Below are 13,509 nucleotides of genomic sequence, written 5' to 3' on the forward strand. Positions count from 1 at the left end.
TTTTTTGAATGCTTTAATTGCCATTTAGGCGATTTTAAGAAACCATTCGCAACAATCATTGCAGTGCCGTGGTGTTTTTGGCGCCAACCGTAAAGTGGTCGGTGCTGAATGGCCTGTTATGGCAAAAAACGATGTACCCATAACGATAACCGGTAATACCGGAAACAATGCAAACACAACAAGAGGATCTATGGCCGAGAACAAACCTGAGCTACAGCGTGGGCTGGAGGCTCGTCACATCGAATTAATTGCCCTTGGGGGCACCATTGGCGTCGGACTGTTTATGGGGGCTGCCAGTACCCTGAAATGGGCGGGACCGTCGGTTCTTCTGGCGTATATCGTCGCTGGGTTGTTCGTCTTCTTCATCATGCGTTCCATGGGGGAGATGTTGTTCCTGGAGCCGGTCACCGGCTCATTCGCCGTTTACGCTCACCGCTACATGAGCCCCTTCTTTGGCTATCTTACCGCATGGTCATACTGGTTTATGTGGATGGCGGTGGGGATCTCGGAGATTACCGCCATTGGGGTCTACGTGCAGTTCTGGTTCCCGGAAATGGCGCAATGGATACCCGCACTGATTGCTGTTGGACTGGTTGCGTTAGCAAACCTGGCAGCAGTTCGCTTGTATGGTGAAATCGAATTCTGGTTTGCCATGATCAAAGTGACCACCATCATTGTGATGATTGTCATTGGCGTAGGGGTTATTTTCTTCGGCTTTGGTAACGGTGGTCAGGCGATCGGCTTTGGCAATTTGACCGAGCATGGCGGTTTCTTCGCGGGGGGCTGGAAAGGGTTCCTGACAGCATTGTGTATCGTTGTTGCTTCCTATCAGGGCGTGGAGCTGATCGGCATCACGGCTGGTGAAGCGAAAAATCCACAGGTCACACTGCGTAGCGCGGTAGGTAAAGTGCTGTGGCGTATCCTGATTTTCTACGTGGGGGCGATTTTTGTTATCGTCACTATCTTCCCGTGGAATGAGATTGGCAGTAACGGCAGCCCGTTCGTTCTCACTTTTGCCAGGATTGGTATTACAGCGGCCGCTGGGATTATCAACTTTGTGGTCCTGACGGCGGCGCTATCTGGCTGTAACAGCGGGATGTACAGCTGTGGCCGTATGCTCTATGCGCTGGCAAAGAATCGCCAACTACCCGCCGCTGTTGGAAAAGTTTCGCGTCATGGCGTACCGGTTGCCGGCGTGGCCATTTCTATCGCCATCCTGCTGATTGGTTCGTGCCTGAACTACATCATTCCCAACCCGCAGCGTGTATTCGTTTATGTTTATAGCGCCAGCGTACTGCCGGGGATGGTGCCATGGTTTGTGATCCTGATAAGCCAACTGCGTTTCCGTCAGGCCCATAAGGCGGCGATCGCCAGTCATCCTTTCCGCTCGATTTTGTTCCCGTGGGCGAATTATTTGACGATGGCGTTCCTGATTTGCGTATTAATCGGCATGTACTTTAATGAAGATACCCGAATGTCGCTGTTTGTTGGCATCGGCTTCTTACTGGCGGTGACGCTCATTTATAAGGTTTTTGGCCTGAATCGTCATGGCACAGCCCAAAAATTGCAGGAATAAGCGACAAAACGCACAAAGCGTGACCAAACGATAATTTATTTTAAAAAAGCACTAGACAGCAGACCGAGACCTCCGTAATATCCAGCCCCGCAACGGCGCTAAGCGCCCGTAGCTCAGCTGGATAGAGCGCTGCCCTCCGGAGGCAGAGGTCTCAGGTTCGAATCCTGTCGGGCGCACCATTTAGTAAGGTGCCGGAGCTGCGGTGGTTTTAATACCGCGTAAAAGATTTGCAGTGGTGGCTATAGCTCAGTTGGTAGAGCCCTGGATTGTGATTCCAGTTGTCGTGGGTTCGAATCCCATTAGCCACCCCATTAATTTAAAGTTGTGAAATGCGAAGGTGGCGGAATTGGTAGACGCGCTAGCTTCAGGTGTTAGTGTCCTTAGGATGTGGGGGTTCGAGTCCCCCCCCTCGCACCACGACTTAAAGAATTGAACTAAAAATTCAAAAAGCAGTAAAACGGCGAGTAGCGCAGCTTGGTAGCGCAACTGGTTTGGGACCAGTGGGTCGGAGGTTCGAATCCTCTCTCGCCGACCAATTTTGAACCCCGCTTCGGCGGGGTTTTTTGTTTTCTGTTCTTCGCTTTTGTACCTCTTCTCCCCCAAATGTCATGAAGTCCTAAAAAGCCGCAATCCCTGGTTTTTACAGTGCAATCACCGCATACGCTGTGTAATAATATGCGTGTAGATGCTCATTCCATCTCTTATGTTCGCCATCAGGCCTCATAAACTCAGGAATGATGCAGAGCCGTTTACGGTGCTTATCGTCCACTGACAGATGTCGCTTTAGCTTCATCAAACACCATGGACATAACGTTGAGTGAAGCACCCATTTATGTTGTCATACAGACCTGTTTAACGCCTGCTCCTTACCGAGCGGGCGTTTTTTTATGCATAAACAAAATCCTTCGAGCTGCTTCTCGAATGATTTTGCGTATACGAGATGAAAAATATGTAGGCCCGGTAAGCGAAAGCGTCACCGGGCATTCAGGAGTTACTGCGGGGGATTGTTGTTCTGCAGTGTCAACATCAGGCCATCACGGCGCAGGGTGGCGGCTTCTTCCGGCTGATGCAGCCTGTCCAGTGCGTCGGCAAGCCAGGCGTAGTCGTATGCATCCGGGCGTTGTTTAAGCGCGGCACGGAAGGCGAGCGTAGCTTCCTGCCATTCACCGTGCTTCATCAATGACTGACCAAGCGTACTCCACAGCAGTGGGCGGTCGCCCACCACTTTAATTTGCTGGCGCAGTACTTTTTCTATCTGTTCCGGGTTGTTGGTTTTCAGACGTGGGATCGGCAGCACCAGGCGGTCGTCATACTGACGTTTCAGACCATCGATGATGATTTGCTGTGCCGTATCGTGATCGTCACACTCAATCAGATGTTCTGCCATCGCCACCTGCAGGGCAACCTGATGACGAGTCTTACGGCTCTGGTTTTTCCACCATGCGCGTAATCCCTCGCTGCCCTGATCGGCGCGAACCTGATCCATCAGACCCACCCATGCCTGCTGTTCCAGCATCGCACGGTGTTCTTCATCACCCACATGCGCTTTCGCCATTGATGGAATGATATCCAGCAAAGAACTCCATGCGCCGGTGCGAATATAAGCCTGTTCAGCCAGGCGCAAGACTTCCGGATGACGTGGCGTCACTTCCAGCAGTTTGTCTACGCTGTGGCGTGCGGCATGGTTTTCATTACGCGCCAGCTGCAAACGAACACGGGCGATTTCGACTGGGATCGTATCATTTCCGGCGAGTTCGGCTGCGCGTTCAAGGTGTTGATTAGCGCGAGCTTCATCACCACGCTGCTGAGCCGCTTCTGCCGCCAACAGGTAATTCACCACCGGCTGTTCTGCGTGATCGGCATTTTTTGACATCAGCTTTTCAACCTGCTGATAGTCGCCTTCTGCCAGTTTAAGCAGCGCCTGCTCGGTCTGCTTACGCGCACGACGGCGTTTACGCCCCACGAACCAGCCGCGGGTATGCGCACCAGTACGGAATATACGGCGCAGCAGCCACTCAATCGCAAAAAGAATGACCATCGCGACGATCAGAATGATCACCAGACCCGTCACGCTGGTTTCGATGTTGTAGTTATCCGTCTGGATCAGCACGTAGCCCTGATGACCGGCTATCATCGGACCGACGACGATCCCGGCGATCAACAGCACAAAGAGCAACAATACTTTTAGCATCATTATTCTCCTTGCGGCGCGGCTGCCGGAGCATCTGCCTGAGGTACTGGTGCAGGTGCGGCTTCAGCCGGTGATGTGGATGGCTGGGCCAGCAAATTACGCACGCGAGTCTGCATTAGCTTCTCAAGAATAACCTGGCTCTGAAGTGTTTCCGGTACGTCCATGCTGATGCTTTGCTGGCTCAGTTGATCGACCTCTTCAAGGAACGCTTTTGTCGCCGCATCGTCAGTGTCGTAATAGGCGCGAACCCACGTGGAGACATTTTCCAGCGCCTGGCGGTATGTTTCTTCCTGATGGCGAGGTACGGCTTGCGCCGCCACTAGCAGGCGTGAACGGATGTTCTCACGTAAGTAAACATCCTGGTTTGGCGCCAGTAGCGGGACGGCGGTTTCATCACGACGGCGAATGGTGATAAAACTGTCCATAAAGTTCTGCCAGCTTTTTTGCAGATTGACGCGCCATTCGCTAATGGAACTGGAAAGCTCGCTGCTGTCAGAATCCATCGGTGAATCATCGGTATCGTTATCAGCCAGACGCAGGTTATCAATTTGGTTAGCGAGCTGGTTTACCTTGAGGATAATGCCATCATAGTCGACCTGAGTTACCGCAGAGAGGCTGGCGATATCGTCGGTAATCGCGCGACGAGCGGCAATTAAACTGGGGTCATTCATGTCAGCCAGGCTGGCGTCGGCGCTTTTCAGCAACGCTGCGGCGGTGGTAACGTCCTGATCGCTCCATAATTTACGCCCCGCCAGTTTCACCAGAAAATCGGCCTGCGCCAGTAGCCATGTTTTGGCATCGCTTCCGGAGATAGTGGCGATTTTTTGCTGAACCTCATCAAGCTGTTTGGCCAGCGCAGTCTGCTGGCGATTGGCTTCATCCAGCTGTGTTGCCTGCTGCTTAATAATGCCTTCCAGCTCGGTCTTTTGGGTTTCTTGCGCTTTTTGCAGCGCCATGAGCTGGTTTGCCAGCGCATCACTGGTTGCTGTCTGCGTAGTGGCCTGCTGTTTTCCCCAGCCATACAGCCCCACACCTGCCGCCAGCGCAATAGCAATCGCCACCGCGCTCAGAATCAGCGCCGTGCTGTTCTTACTCTTTTTTTCAGTATTGACTGGCTGTGATGTGGTTTCCACGGCCTCCCTGGTCTCTTCAACCACGGCGGAGGTTTTTTCTTGTTCCGTCATTATGGCATCCCATTATGAGAGTTATTGTAATGCGCGTAGCAGCGCATCGTTGTCAGCGTTATCAGCGACCTTAATATCTTGCCAGCCCAGTTCCCGGGCGAGGTGCGCCAGACGCTCACTGACGACCAGCAGCCGACAGCGTAGTAACCAGTGCTCACGATACCATTGCGGAATGAGCGACCAGAGCTGTTGTAGCATCTCTCCGCTGGTGACAACCAGCGTGGTCACGCCGCGAGATTGCCAGCGCATCGCTTCCTCTGCGCCATCGTAATGTTTTGCACTGCGTTGATAACATTCACAAAAATCGACATCAGCTCCGCGTGCTGTCAGGGTTTCACCTATTAGCTCGCGGCCACCGTTGCCGCGTAATATCAGTGCGCGTTTTCCCGCAATATTTTGTAATTCAGGTAATTGTAGCAAGACTTCGCTGATTTCCCGATCCAGAGGGTAGTGAATATTGCATCCGCTCACGGTGTGTAACGCCAGCGCCGTTGTACGGCCGATGGCAAAATAGTGCGGGAGAGTGGACCAACTTACCCCTTGCCGCTGAAGCTCGGCATCGGCAAAGGTGACGGCGTGCTGCGAGAGTGCGAAGACCAGATCGTTTTCGGTGAGCGCCGAAAGACGGGGGGCAAGCGTTGGCAGTTCCCGGCCCGGCGCGAACTCAATAAGCGGAAAGCTCCAGGCCACCTGCCCCAGTGTGCGCAGACGGCTCACTAACTCTTCCCCAGCGGGAGACGGGCGGGTGACCAGAATACTCATGCGGGGGCATCTCCGTTATAAACTTCAGCCAGAATGGCGCGCGCACCGTTCTCCAGCAGTTCTTCTGCCAGAGATATACCCATTTTTTCCGCATCCTGCGCGGCGCCGCGACGTTCTCCGCATACCATCTGCGAACCGTCAGGCGCGCCAACCAGCGCTCGTAGCCAAATCTCACCGTTGATGAGTTCGGCATAACTGCCGATGGGCACCTGACATCCCCCTTCCAGGCGGGTGTTCATGGCACGTTCGGCTTTGACGCGTAGCGCAGTTTCTTCATGGTTGAGCGGCGCTAACAGCGCCTGAGTGCGCATGTCATCCAGTCGACATTCTATGCCAACTGCGCCTTGTCCGACCGCAGGCAGGGAGACTTCTGGCGGCAGAGCAGTACGGATTCGCGACTCCAGTCCTAAGCGTTTTAATCCGGCGACGGCCAGAATAATCGCGTCGTAATCGCCGTTATCCAGTTTGCCGAGACGCGTGCCTACGTTGCCGCGCAGCGAACGGATGATGAGGTCCGGACGACGCTTCGCCAACTGGCACTGGCGACGTAAGCTGGACGTTCCAACGATGCTACCTGCCGGGAGTTCATCCAGCGTGTTGTACTTATTGGAGACAAAAGCATCACGCGGATCTTCACGCTCGCAAATGGTGACCAGTCCAAGACCGTCAGGGAATTCAACCGGCACATCCTTCATGGAGTGCACGGCGATATCGGCGCGTTTTTCCAGTAGTGCGACTTCCAGCTCTTTAACAAACAAACCTTTACCCCCGACTTTTGCCAGTGGGGTATCCAGAATCACGTCGCCACGGGTCACCATGGGAACCAGTTCCACGATCAGACCGGGGTGGTTTGCCATTAAGGCGTCTTTGACATAATGTGCCTGCCAGAGCGCAAGGGGGCTTTGGCGTGTGGCAATTCTCAAAACATTGTCTAACATGCTTGTTACCGTCATTATCAATCATTGACCATCCTAACATCCTTATCAAAGGGATGTCAGCGTTACGCTCAAACGTAAGTGAGAGGAAAAGGCGCTGCATCATCACTGGCAGTGATTAATGACGAGAAACCTCCCGACCGTATGAAGGAATTTACACGTAACGAACGGTGCTACACTTGTAAGTAGCGCATCTTTCTTTACGGTCAATGAGCAAGGTGTTAAATTGATCACGTTTTAGACCATTTTTTCATCTGTAACTAATAAAAGTGCAGGTGAAAAAGGTAACGGTTATTTTTGACATACGGTTTATCCGGATTGATAACGAGGGTGGTGAGCGTTTGCGCCGCCGCTATCGACACCATGACGGATGCAACATCAGGCGATACGTCTTGTACCTCTATATTGAGACTCTGAAACAGAGACTGGATGCCATAAATCAACTGCGTGTGGATCGCGCGCTTGCTGCCATGGGACCTGCCTTCCAGCAGGTATACAGTCTGCTGCCGACATTATTGCACTACCACCACCCACTGATGCCGGGTTACCTCGATGGTAACGTTCCCAAAGGCATATGCTTTTACACGCCTGATGAAACCCAACGCCACTACCTGAATGAGCTGGAACTGTACCGCGGTATGTCACCGCAGGATCCCCCAAAGGGCGAACTGCCGATCACTGGCGTTTACTCGATGGGCAGTACCTCTTCGGTAGGGCAAAGCTGTTCGTCTGACCTTGATATCTGGGTCTGCCATCAATCCTGGCTGGATAGCGAAGAGCGCCAGTTGCTGCAGCGTAAATGTAGCCTGCTGGAAAGTTGGGCCGCGTCGCTGGGCGTGGAAGTCAGTTTCTTCCTGATTGACGAAAACCGTTTCCGTCACAATGAAAGCGGCAGTCTGGGTGGTGAGGACTGTGGCTCGACGCAGCATATTCTGCTGCTTGATGAATTCTATCGCACCGCTGTGCGCCTCGCGGGTAAACGTATTCTGTGGAATATGGTGCCGGGCGACGAAGAAGAGCATTACGACGATTACGTCATGACGCTCTACGCACAAGGGGTGCTAACGCCAAACGAATGGTTGGATCTCGGCGGGCTCAGTTCGCTCTCTGCCGAAGAGTATTTTGGCGCCAGCCTCTGGCAGCTGTACAAGAGTATCGACTCCCCGTACAAAGCGGTGCTGAAAACGCTGCTGCTGGAAGCCTATTCCTGGGAATACCCCAATCCACGCCTGTTGGCGAAAGACATTAAACAGCGCCTGCACGACGGCGAGATTGTCTCTTTTGGTCTCGACCCATACTGCATGATGCTGGAGCGCGTGACCGAATACCTCACGGCGATCGAAGACCCGACGCGTCTGGATTTAGTGCGTCGATGTTTCTACTTAAAAGTCTGTGAGAAACTGAGCCGTGAACGCGCCTGCGTGGGCTGGCGTCGTGAAGTATTAAGTCAGTTAGTGACAGAGTGGGGTTGGGATGAAGCCCGTCTGACCATGCTGGATAATCGCGCTAACTGGAAAATTGACCAGGTACGCGAAGCGCACAACGAACTGCTCGACGCAATGATGCAGAGCTATCGTAATTTGATCCGTTTTGCGCGGCGTAATAACCTCAGCGTCAGCGCCAGCCCGCAGGATATCGGCGTGCTGACCCGTAAGCTGTATGCTGCGTTTGAAGCGTTGCCGGGTAAGGTCACGCTGGTGAACCCGCAGATATCTCCGGATCTCTCGGAACCGAATCTGACCTTTATCCATGTACCGCCGGGTCGTGCCAACCGTTCGGGTTGGTATCTTTACAACCGTGCGCCTAACATGGATTCGATCATCAGCCATCAGCCGCTGGAATATAACCGCTACCTCAATAAGCTGGTGGCGTGGGCGTGGTTTAACGGTCTGCTGACCTCGCGTACGCATTTGTTTATTAAGGGTAACGGTATTGTCGACTTGCCGAAGCTGCAGGAGATGGTCGCTGATGTGTCGCACCACTTCCCGCTGCGTCTGCCGGCACCGACGCCAAAAGCGCTATACAGCCCGTGCGAAATTCGTCATCTGGCGATTATCGTTAACCTCGAATATGACCCGACGGCGGCGTTTCGCAATCAGGTGGTGCATTTTGATTTCCGTAAGCTGGATGTCTTCAGCTTTGGCGAAGAGCAAAATTGTCTGGTGGGTAGCGTAGACCTGCTGTATCGCAACTCGTGGAATGAAGTGCGAACCCTGCACTTCAACGGCGAGCAGGCGATGATTGAAGCGTTAAAAACGATTCTGGGCAAAATGCATCAGGATGCCGCGCCGCCGGATAGCGTCGAGGTCTTCTGCTATAGCCAGCATCTGCGCGGTTTAATTCGTACTCGCGTACAGCAACTGGTGTCTGAGTGCATCGAATTACGCCTGTCCAGTACGCGCCAGGAAACCGGACGCTTTAAAGCACTGCGTGTTTCCGGCCAGACATGGGGACTGTTCTTCGAACGTCTGAACGTCTCGGTACAGAAGCTGGAAAACGCGATTGAATTCTATGGCGCGATTTCACATAACAAACTGCACGGGCTTTCCGTTCAGGTTGAAACCAACCATGTGAAACTCCCGTCGGTGGTGGACGGATTTGCCAGTGAAGGGATCATTCAGTTCTTTTTCGAAGAAACGGGTGATGAGCAGGGCTTTAACATCTACATTCTGGACGAGAGTAACCGTGTCGAGGTGTATCACCACTGTGAAGGCAGTAAAGAAGAGCTGGTGCGAGATGTCAGCCGCTTCTATTCATCGTCGCACGATCGCTTCACTTACGGCTCCAGTTTTATCAACTTTAACCTGCCGCAGTTTTATCAGATTGTGAAAACTGACGGGCGCGCGCAGGTGATCCCGTTCCGCACCCAGCCGATTAGTCCAGTCCCGCAAACCAGTCAGGATAACGACACGCCGCTGTTGCAGCAGTATTTTTCGTGAACATGATGCCGGATGCCGGTGTAAACACCTTATCCGGCAATCACACTTAGCGGAAGCTCACCTCTTCGCCTGCCTGCTGCGTTGCCGCCTGTTCCAGCAGATCCCAGAACGTTTCGCCGCTGCGATCGCAGATCCACTCGTCGCCTTTCAGATCAAAGTGGTAGCCGCCCTGTTTGGTCGCCAGCCACACCTGGTGCAGCGGCTCCTGACGGTTAATGATAATTTTGCTGCCGTTTTCGAAGCTGATGGTCAGCACGCCGCCGTTGATTTCACAATCGATATCGCTGTCGCCGTCCCAGTCGTCCAGGCGTTCTTCAATGGTCATCCACAGGGTGTCGGCAAGGCGATGAAATTCACTGTCGTTCATTTTTTTATCCTGTTTTTCGTGATGGTCGCAGTATAACGCGGAATAAATCACGTTGCAGTTTTTAGCCAAACTCTTGCTTTTACGCCTTCTCCTGCGATGATAGAAAACAGAAAGCATGAACTTACAGGCAATCCATAATGAAAAACGTGTTTCAGGCACTCGCTGTACTTTTTACACTGTTCAGCCTGACGGGCTGTGGTCTGAAGGGACCTCTCTATTTCCCGCCAGCAGACAAAAACGCGCCGCCTCCGACGAAGAGCATTCAGTCACCAGCACAATCTACGACGCCAGATAAAAACGATCGTGGAATCAGTGATGGACCTTCTCAGGTGAATTACTGACGGTAAGTTTCTGTACCCGCGTGAACGGAGTAAACAATGCAATTCTCTAAAATGCATGGCCTTGGCAACGATTTTATGGTCGTCGACGCGGTAACGCAGAATGTCTTTTTCTCACCCGAGCTGATCCGTCGCCTGGCCGACAGACATCTCGGCGTTGGATTTGATCAACTGCTGGTGGTTGAGCCTCCATACGATCCGGAGCTGGATTTCCACTACCGTATTTTTAATGCCGACGGCAGTGAAGTGTCACAGTGTGGCAATGGCGCCCGCTGTTTTGCCCGCTTTGTTCGCCTGAAAGGGCTGACCAATAAGCGCGATATTCGCGTCAGTACCGCGAATGGCCGGATGGTATTAAGCGTAACGGATGATGAGCTGGTGCGGGTCAACATGGGTGAACCCAACTTTGAACCCTCGCAGGTCCCTTTTCGTGCCAATAAAGCAGAGAAGACCTATATTATGCGAGTGGCCGAGCAGACAGTATTGTGCGGCGTAGTTTCAATGGGGAATCCGCACTGCGTGATTCAGGTTGATGATGTTGATACGGCCACGGTAGAAACACTGGGACCGGTTCTGGAAAGTCACGAGCGCTTCCCTGAACGCGCCAATATCGGCTTCATGCAAGTGGTCAAGCGTGAGCATATTCGACTGCGTGTTTATGAGCGCGGGGCGGGTGAAACGCAGGCCTGCGGCAGCGGGGCGTGCGCCGCTGTTGCGGTTGGTATTCAGCAGGGTCTGCTGGCAGATGAAGTGAGGGTGGAATTACCGGGCGGTCGACTTGATATCGCCTGGAAAGGTCCGGGTCATCCGTTATATATGACTGGCCCGGCGGCACATGTCTACGACGGATTTATTCACTTATGAAGCAACCAGGGGAAGAACTACAGGAAACGCTCATGGAACTGGACGACCGGGCGGTCGTCGATTATCTGCAACGTAATCCTGAGTTTTTTATCCGTAATGCTCAAGCGGTTGAAGCGATGCGCGTCCCGCACCCGGTGCGGGGCACGGTCTCTTTAGTTGAATGGCATATGGCTCGGGCACGCAATCATATCAACGTGCTGGAAGAGAACATGGCGCTGTTGATGGAACAAGCGAATGCCAACGAAAGCCTGTTCTATCGACTGTTAAATCTGCAAGGACGACTGGTGTCCGCGAACAGTCTCGACGACATGCTGATGCGACTTCATCGCTGGGCGCGTGAGTTAGGGCTGGCGGGAGCGACGGTTCGTCTGTTCCCGGATCGCTGGCGACTTGGCGCGCCATCAAAATTCACCCATCTGGCATTAAGCCGTCAGGCTTTTGAACCGTTGCGTATCCAGCGTCTGGGTCAGTCGCAGCACTATCTTGGGCCGCTTAATGGCCCGGAATTGCTGGTGATGATGCCGGAGGCGAAAGCCATAGGCTCAGTCGCGATGTCGATGCTCGGGCAGGATGGATCCCTTGGCGTGATGCTGTTCAGCAGTCGTGATGTTAATCATTACCAGCAGGGGCAAGGCACGCAATTGCTGCAGGAAATCTCGCTGATGTTGCCGGAGCTGCTGGAGCGCTGGATTGAACGCGTATGACCGATTCACCCCTTTCTCAGGATGTGGCGCGCTTTTTGCGCTATCTGGGCGTTGAGCGCCAGCTTAGCCCGATCACATTGCTTAATTATCAGCGTCAGCTTGATGCCATCATCGCGTTAGCCGGAGAAACCGGTCTGCAAAGCTGGCAACAATGTGATGCCGCCATGGTGCGCAGTTTTGCCGTTCGCAGCCGTCGTAAAGGGCTGGGGCCGGCGAGCCTGGCGTTGCGACTTTCCGCGTTACGCAGTTTCTTCGACTGGATGGTCAGTCAGGGCGAGCTGAACGCCAATCCGGCAAAAAGCGTTTCCGCACCCAAAGCGCCGCGCCATTTACCCAAAAATATCGACGTCGACGACGTTAATCGCCTGCTGGATATCGATCTCAACGATCCCCTCGCCGTGCGCGACCGTGCGATGCTGGAAGTGATGTACGGTGCCGGGCTGCGTTTATCTGAACTGGTTGGGCTGGATATTAAACATCTCGATCTCGACACCGGCGAAGTGTGGGTGATGGGCAAGGGCAGTAAAGAGCGCCGCCTGCCGATTGGCCGCAATGCGGTGGCGTGGATTGAGCACTGGCTGGATCTGCGCGGACTCTTTGGTTGCGATGACGATGCGCTATTTCTGTCAAAACTGGGCAAACGCATCTCTGCGCGGAACGTGCAGAAACGCTTTGCTGAATGGGGTATCAAGCAGGGGTTGAACAGCCACGTACATCCCCACAAATTACGCCACTCCTTTGCGACGCATATGCTGGAGTCGAGCGGCGATCTGCGCGGAGTGCAGGAGTTATTGGGTCATGCCAATCTCTCCACAACCCAAATCTATACCCATCTTGATTTTCAACACCTGGCTTCAGTGTACGATGCGGCGCATCCGCGCGCCAAACGGGGGAAATAATGCGTTTTTACCGGCCTTTGGGGCGCATTTCTGCGCTCACCTTTGACCTTGATGACACTCTTTACGATAACCGTCCCGTTATCACACGCACCGAGCAGGAAGCGCTCGCGTTTGTACAGAATTACCATCCGGCGCTGAGTTCGCTGCAAAATAGCGACCTCCAGCGCTTACGTCAGGCCGTTCGCGACGCCGAGCCGGAAATCTACCACGATGTTACCCAATGGCGTCACCGTGCCGTAGAGCGCGCTATGCTGGAAGTGGGTTTGTCAGCGGCAGAAGCCAGAATGGGGGCGAATGCGGCGATGATGAATTTTGCCAAATGGCGTAGCCGCATTGAAGTCCCGCAGACGACGCATGACACGCTGAAGGCGCTGGCTCGCAAATGGCCGCTGGTGGTGATCACCAACGGTAACGCGCAGCCGGAACTGTTTGGCCTGGGTGATTACTTTGAGTTTGTGCTGCGCGCCGGTCCCGACGGACGATCAAAACCATTCAGCGACATGTACGCGCTGGCGGCGGAAAAACTGAACATGCCCGTGGGTGAGATTCTGCACGTGGGCGATGACCTGACGACAGACGTCGCGGGCGCCATCCGTTGTGGTATGCAGGCCTGCTGGATCAAACCGGAAAATGCCGACCTGATGCACACCGCAGACAGTCGTTTGCTGCCGCATATCGAAATTTCACAGTTGGCATCTCTGACCTCGCTGATATAATCACCAACAACTCTGTATAAATTCCCAGGGGCCC

The 13,509-nt window shown here is 53.6% G+C and carries 12 protein-coding genes and 4 tRNA genes; 11 read left to right on the forward strand and 5 right to left on the reverse strand.

Features of this window, described 5'->3' with window-relative positions:
* The first annotated feature begins 190 nt into the window (after positions 1-190).
* The 5 genes from JTI85_RS01555 (at position 191) to JTI85_RS01575 (ending at position 2,111) form a co-directional block, all read left to right on the forward strand.
* Positions 191-1,576, forward strand: a complete 1,386-nt coding sequence (locus JTI85_RS01555) for an amino acid permease (RefSeq protein ID WP_048214071.1) — start codon at positions 191-193, stop codon at positions 1,574-1,576.
* Positions 1,577-1,678: 102 nt separating this feature from the next.
* A tRNA-Arg gene (locus JTI85_RS01560) sits at positions 1,679-1,755 on the forward strand.
* Positions 1,756-1,811: 56 nt separating this feature from the next.
* Positions 1,812-1,887, forward strand: a tRNA-His gene (locus JTI85_RS01565).
* Between the two features lie 20 nt (positions 1,888-1,907).
* Positions 1,908-1,993: transfer RNA gene (locus tag JTI85_RS01570), tRNA-Leu, on the forward strand.
* 41 nt (positions 1,994-2,034) lie between these two features.
* Positions 2,035-2,111 (forward strand) — tRNA-Pro (locus tag JTI85_RS01575).
* Between the two features lie 456 nt (positions 2,112-2,567).
* Here JTI85_RS01575 and hemY read toward each other — a convergent pair.
* Genes hemY through hemC form a run of 4 tightly spaced genes read right to left on the reverse strand, consistent with a single transcriptional unit; the run spans position 2,568 to position 6,651 of the window.
* Entirely contained in the window at positions 2,568-3,767 is a 1,200-nt protein-coding gene (gene hemY, locus JTI85_RS01580) for a protoheme IX biogenesis protein HemY (RefSeq protein WP_048214072.1), read from the reverse strand.
* Positions 3,768-3,769: 2 nt separating this feature from the next.
* A complete protein-coding gene (gene hemX / locus JTI85_RS01585) occupies positions 3,770-4,951 on the reverse strand; it encodes a uroporphyrinogen-III C-methyltransferase (RefSeq protein ID WP_048214073.1) in 1,182 nt (393 codons plus the stop codon).
* Positions 4,952-4,972: 21 nt separating this feature from the next.
* Positions 4,973-5,713, reverse strand: a complete 741-nt coding sequence (gene hemD / locus JTI85_RS01590) for a uroporphyrinogen-III synthase (protein WP_048214074.1) — start codon at positions 5,711-5,713, stop codon at positions 4,973-4,975.
* On the reverse strand, positions 5,710-6,651 hold the full coding sequence (gene hemC / locus JTI85_RS01595) for a hydroxymethylbilane synthase (protein WP_145993858.1): 942 nt from the start codon (positions 6,649-6,651) through the stop codon (positions 5,710-5,712). Before hemC ends, hemD begins: the two co-directional genes overlap by 4 nt.
* Before the next feature lie 389 nt (positions 6,652-7,040).
* Here hemC and cyaA point away from each other — a divergent pair, with 389 nt between their 5' ends.
* A complete protein-coding gene (gene cyaA, locus JTI85_RS01600; protein WP_048214075.1) occupies positions 7,041-9,587 on the forward strand; it encodes a class I adenylate cyclase in 2,547 nt (848 codons plus the stop codon).
* Between the two features lie 46 nt (positions 9,588-9,633).
* Here the strand turns inward: cyaA and cyaY are convergent, their stop codons facing one another.
* Positions 9,634-9,954 carry an iron donor protein CyaY gene (gene cyaY / locus JTI85_RS01605; protein ID WP_003828967.1) on the reverse strand — a complete coding sequence of 107 codons (321 nt, stop codon included), beginning with the start codon at positions 9,952-9,954 and terminating at the stop codon, positions 9,634-9,636.
* Positions 9,955-10,091: 137 nt separating this feature from the next.
* Between cyaY and JTI85_RS01610 the strand changes: the two genes are divergently transcribed.
* From JTI85_RS01610 to yigB, 5 genes are read left to right on the forward strand one after another with little or no spacing between them, the layout of a single operon-like run.
* Positions 10,092-10,295, forward strand: coding sequence for a lipoprotein (locus tag JTI85_RS01610; protein ID WP_005133315.1), 204 nt, complete (start codon positions 10,092-10,094; stop codon positions 10,293-10,295).
* A 36-nt stretch (positions 10,296-10,331) separates the two neighbouring features.
* Positions 10,332-11,156 carry a diaminopimelate epimerase gene (gene dapF, locus JTI85_RS01615; protein ID WP_005133314.1) on the forward strand — a complete coding sequence of 275 codons (825 nt, stop codon included), beginning with the start codon at positions 10,332-10,334 and terminating at the stop codon, positions 11,154-11,156.
* A complete protein-coding gene (locus tag JTI85_RS01620) occupies positions 11,153-11,860 on the forward strand; it encodes a DUF484 domain-containing protein (protein ID WP_061066917.1) in 708 nt (235 codons plus the stop codon). The genes dapF and JTI85_RS01620 overlap by 4 nt, the downstream gene beginning before the upstream one ends.
* Complete coding sequence (gene xerC / locus JTI85_RS01625; RefSeq protein WP_115644220.1) at positions 11,857-12,759, forward strand: tyrosine recombinase XerC; 903 nt, start codon at positions 11,857-11,859, stop codon at positions 12,757-12,759. Before JTI85_RS01620 ends, xerC begins: the two co-directional genes overlap by 4 nt.
* Positions 12,759-13,475 carry a 5-amino-6-(5-phospho-D-ribitylamino)uracil phosphatase YigB gene (gene yigB / locus JTI85_RS01630; protein WP_219352026.1) on the forward strand — a complete coding sequence of 239 codons (717 nt, stop codon included), beginning with the start codon at positions 12,759-12,761 and terminating at the stop codon, positions 13,473-13,475. Before xerC ends, yigB begins: the two co-directional genes overlap by 1 nt.
* Positions 13,476-13,509: the final 34 nt, after the last annotated feature.

The sequence above is a fragment of the Citrobacter sp. Colony219 genome (genome assembly GCF_019382635.1).
Taxonomy (GTDB): Bacteria; Pseudomonadota; Gammaproteobacteria; order Enterobacterales; family Enterobacteriaceae; genus Citrobacter; species Citrobacter youngae.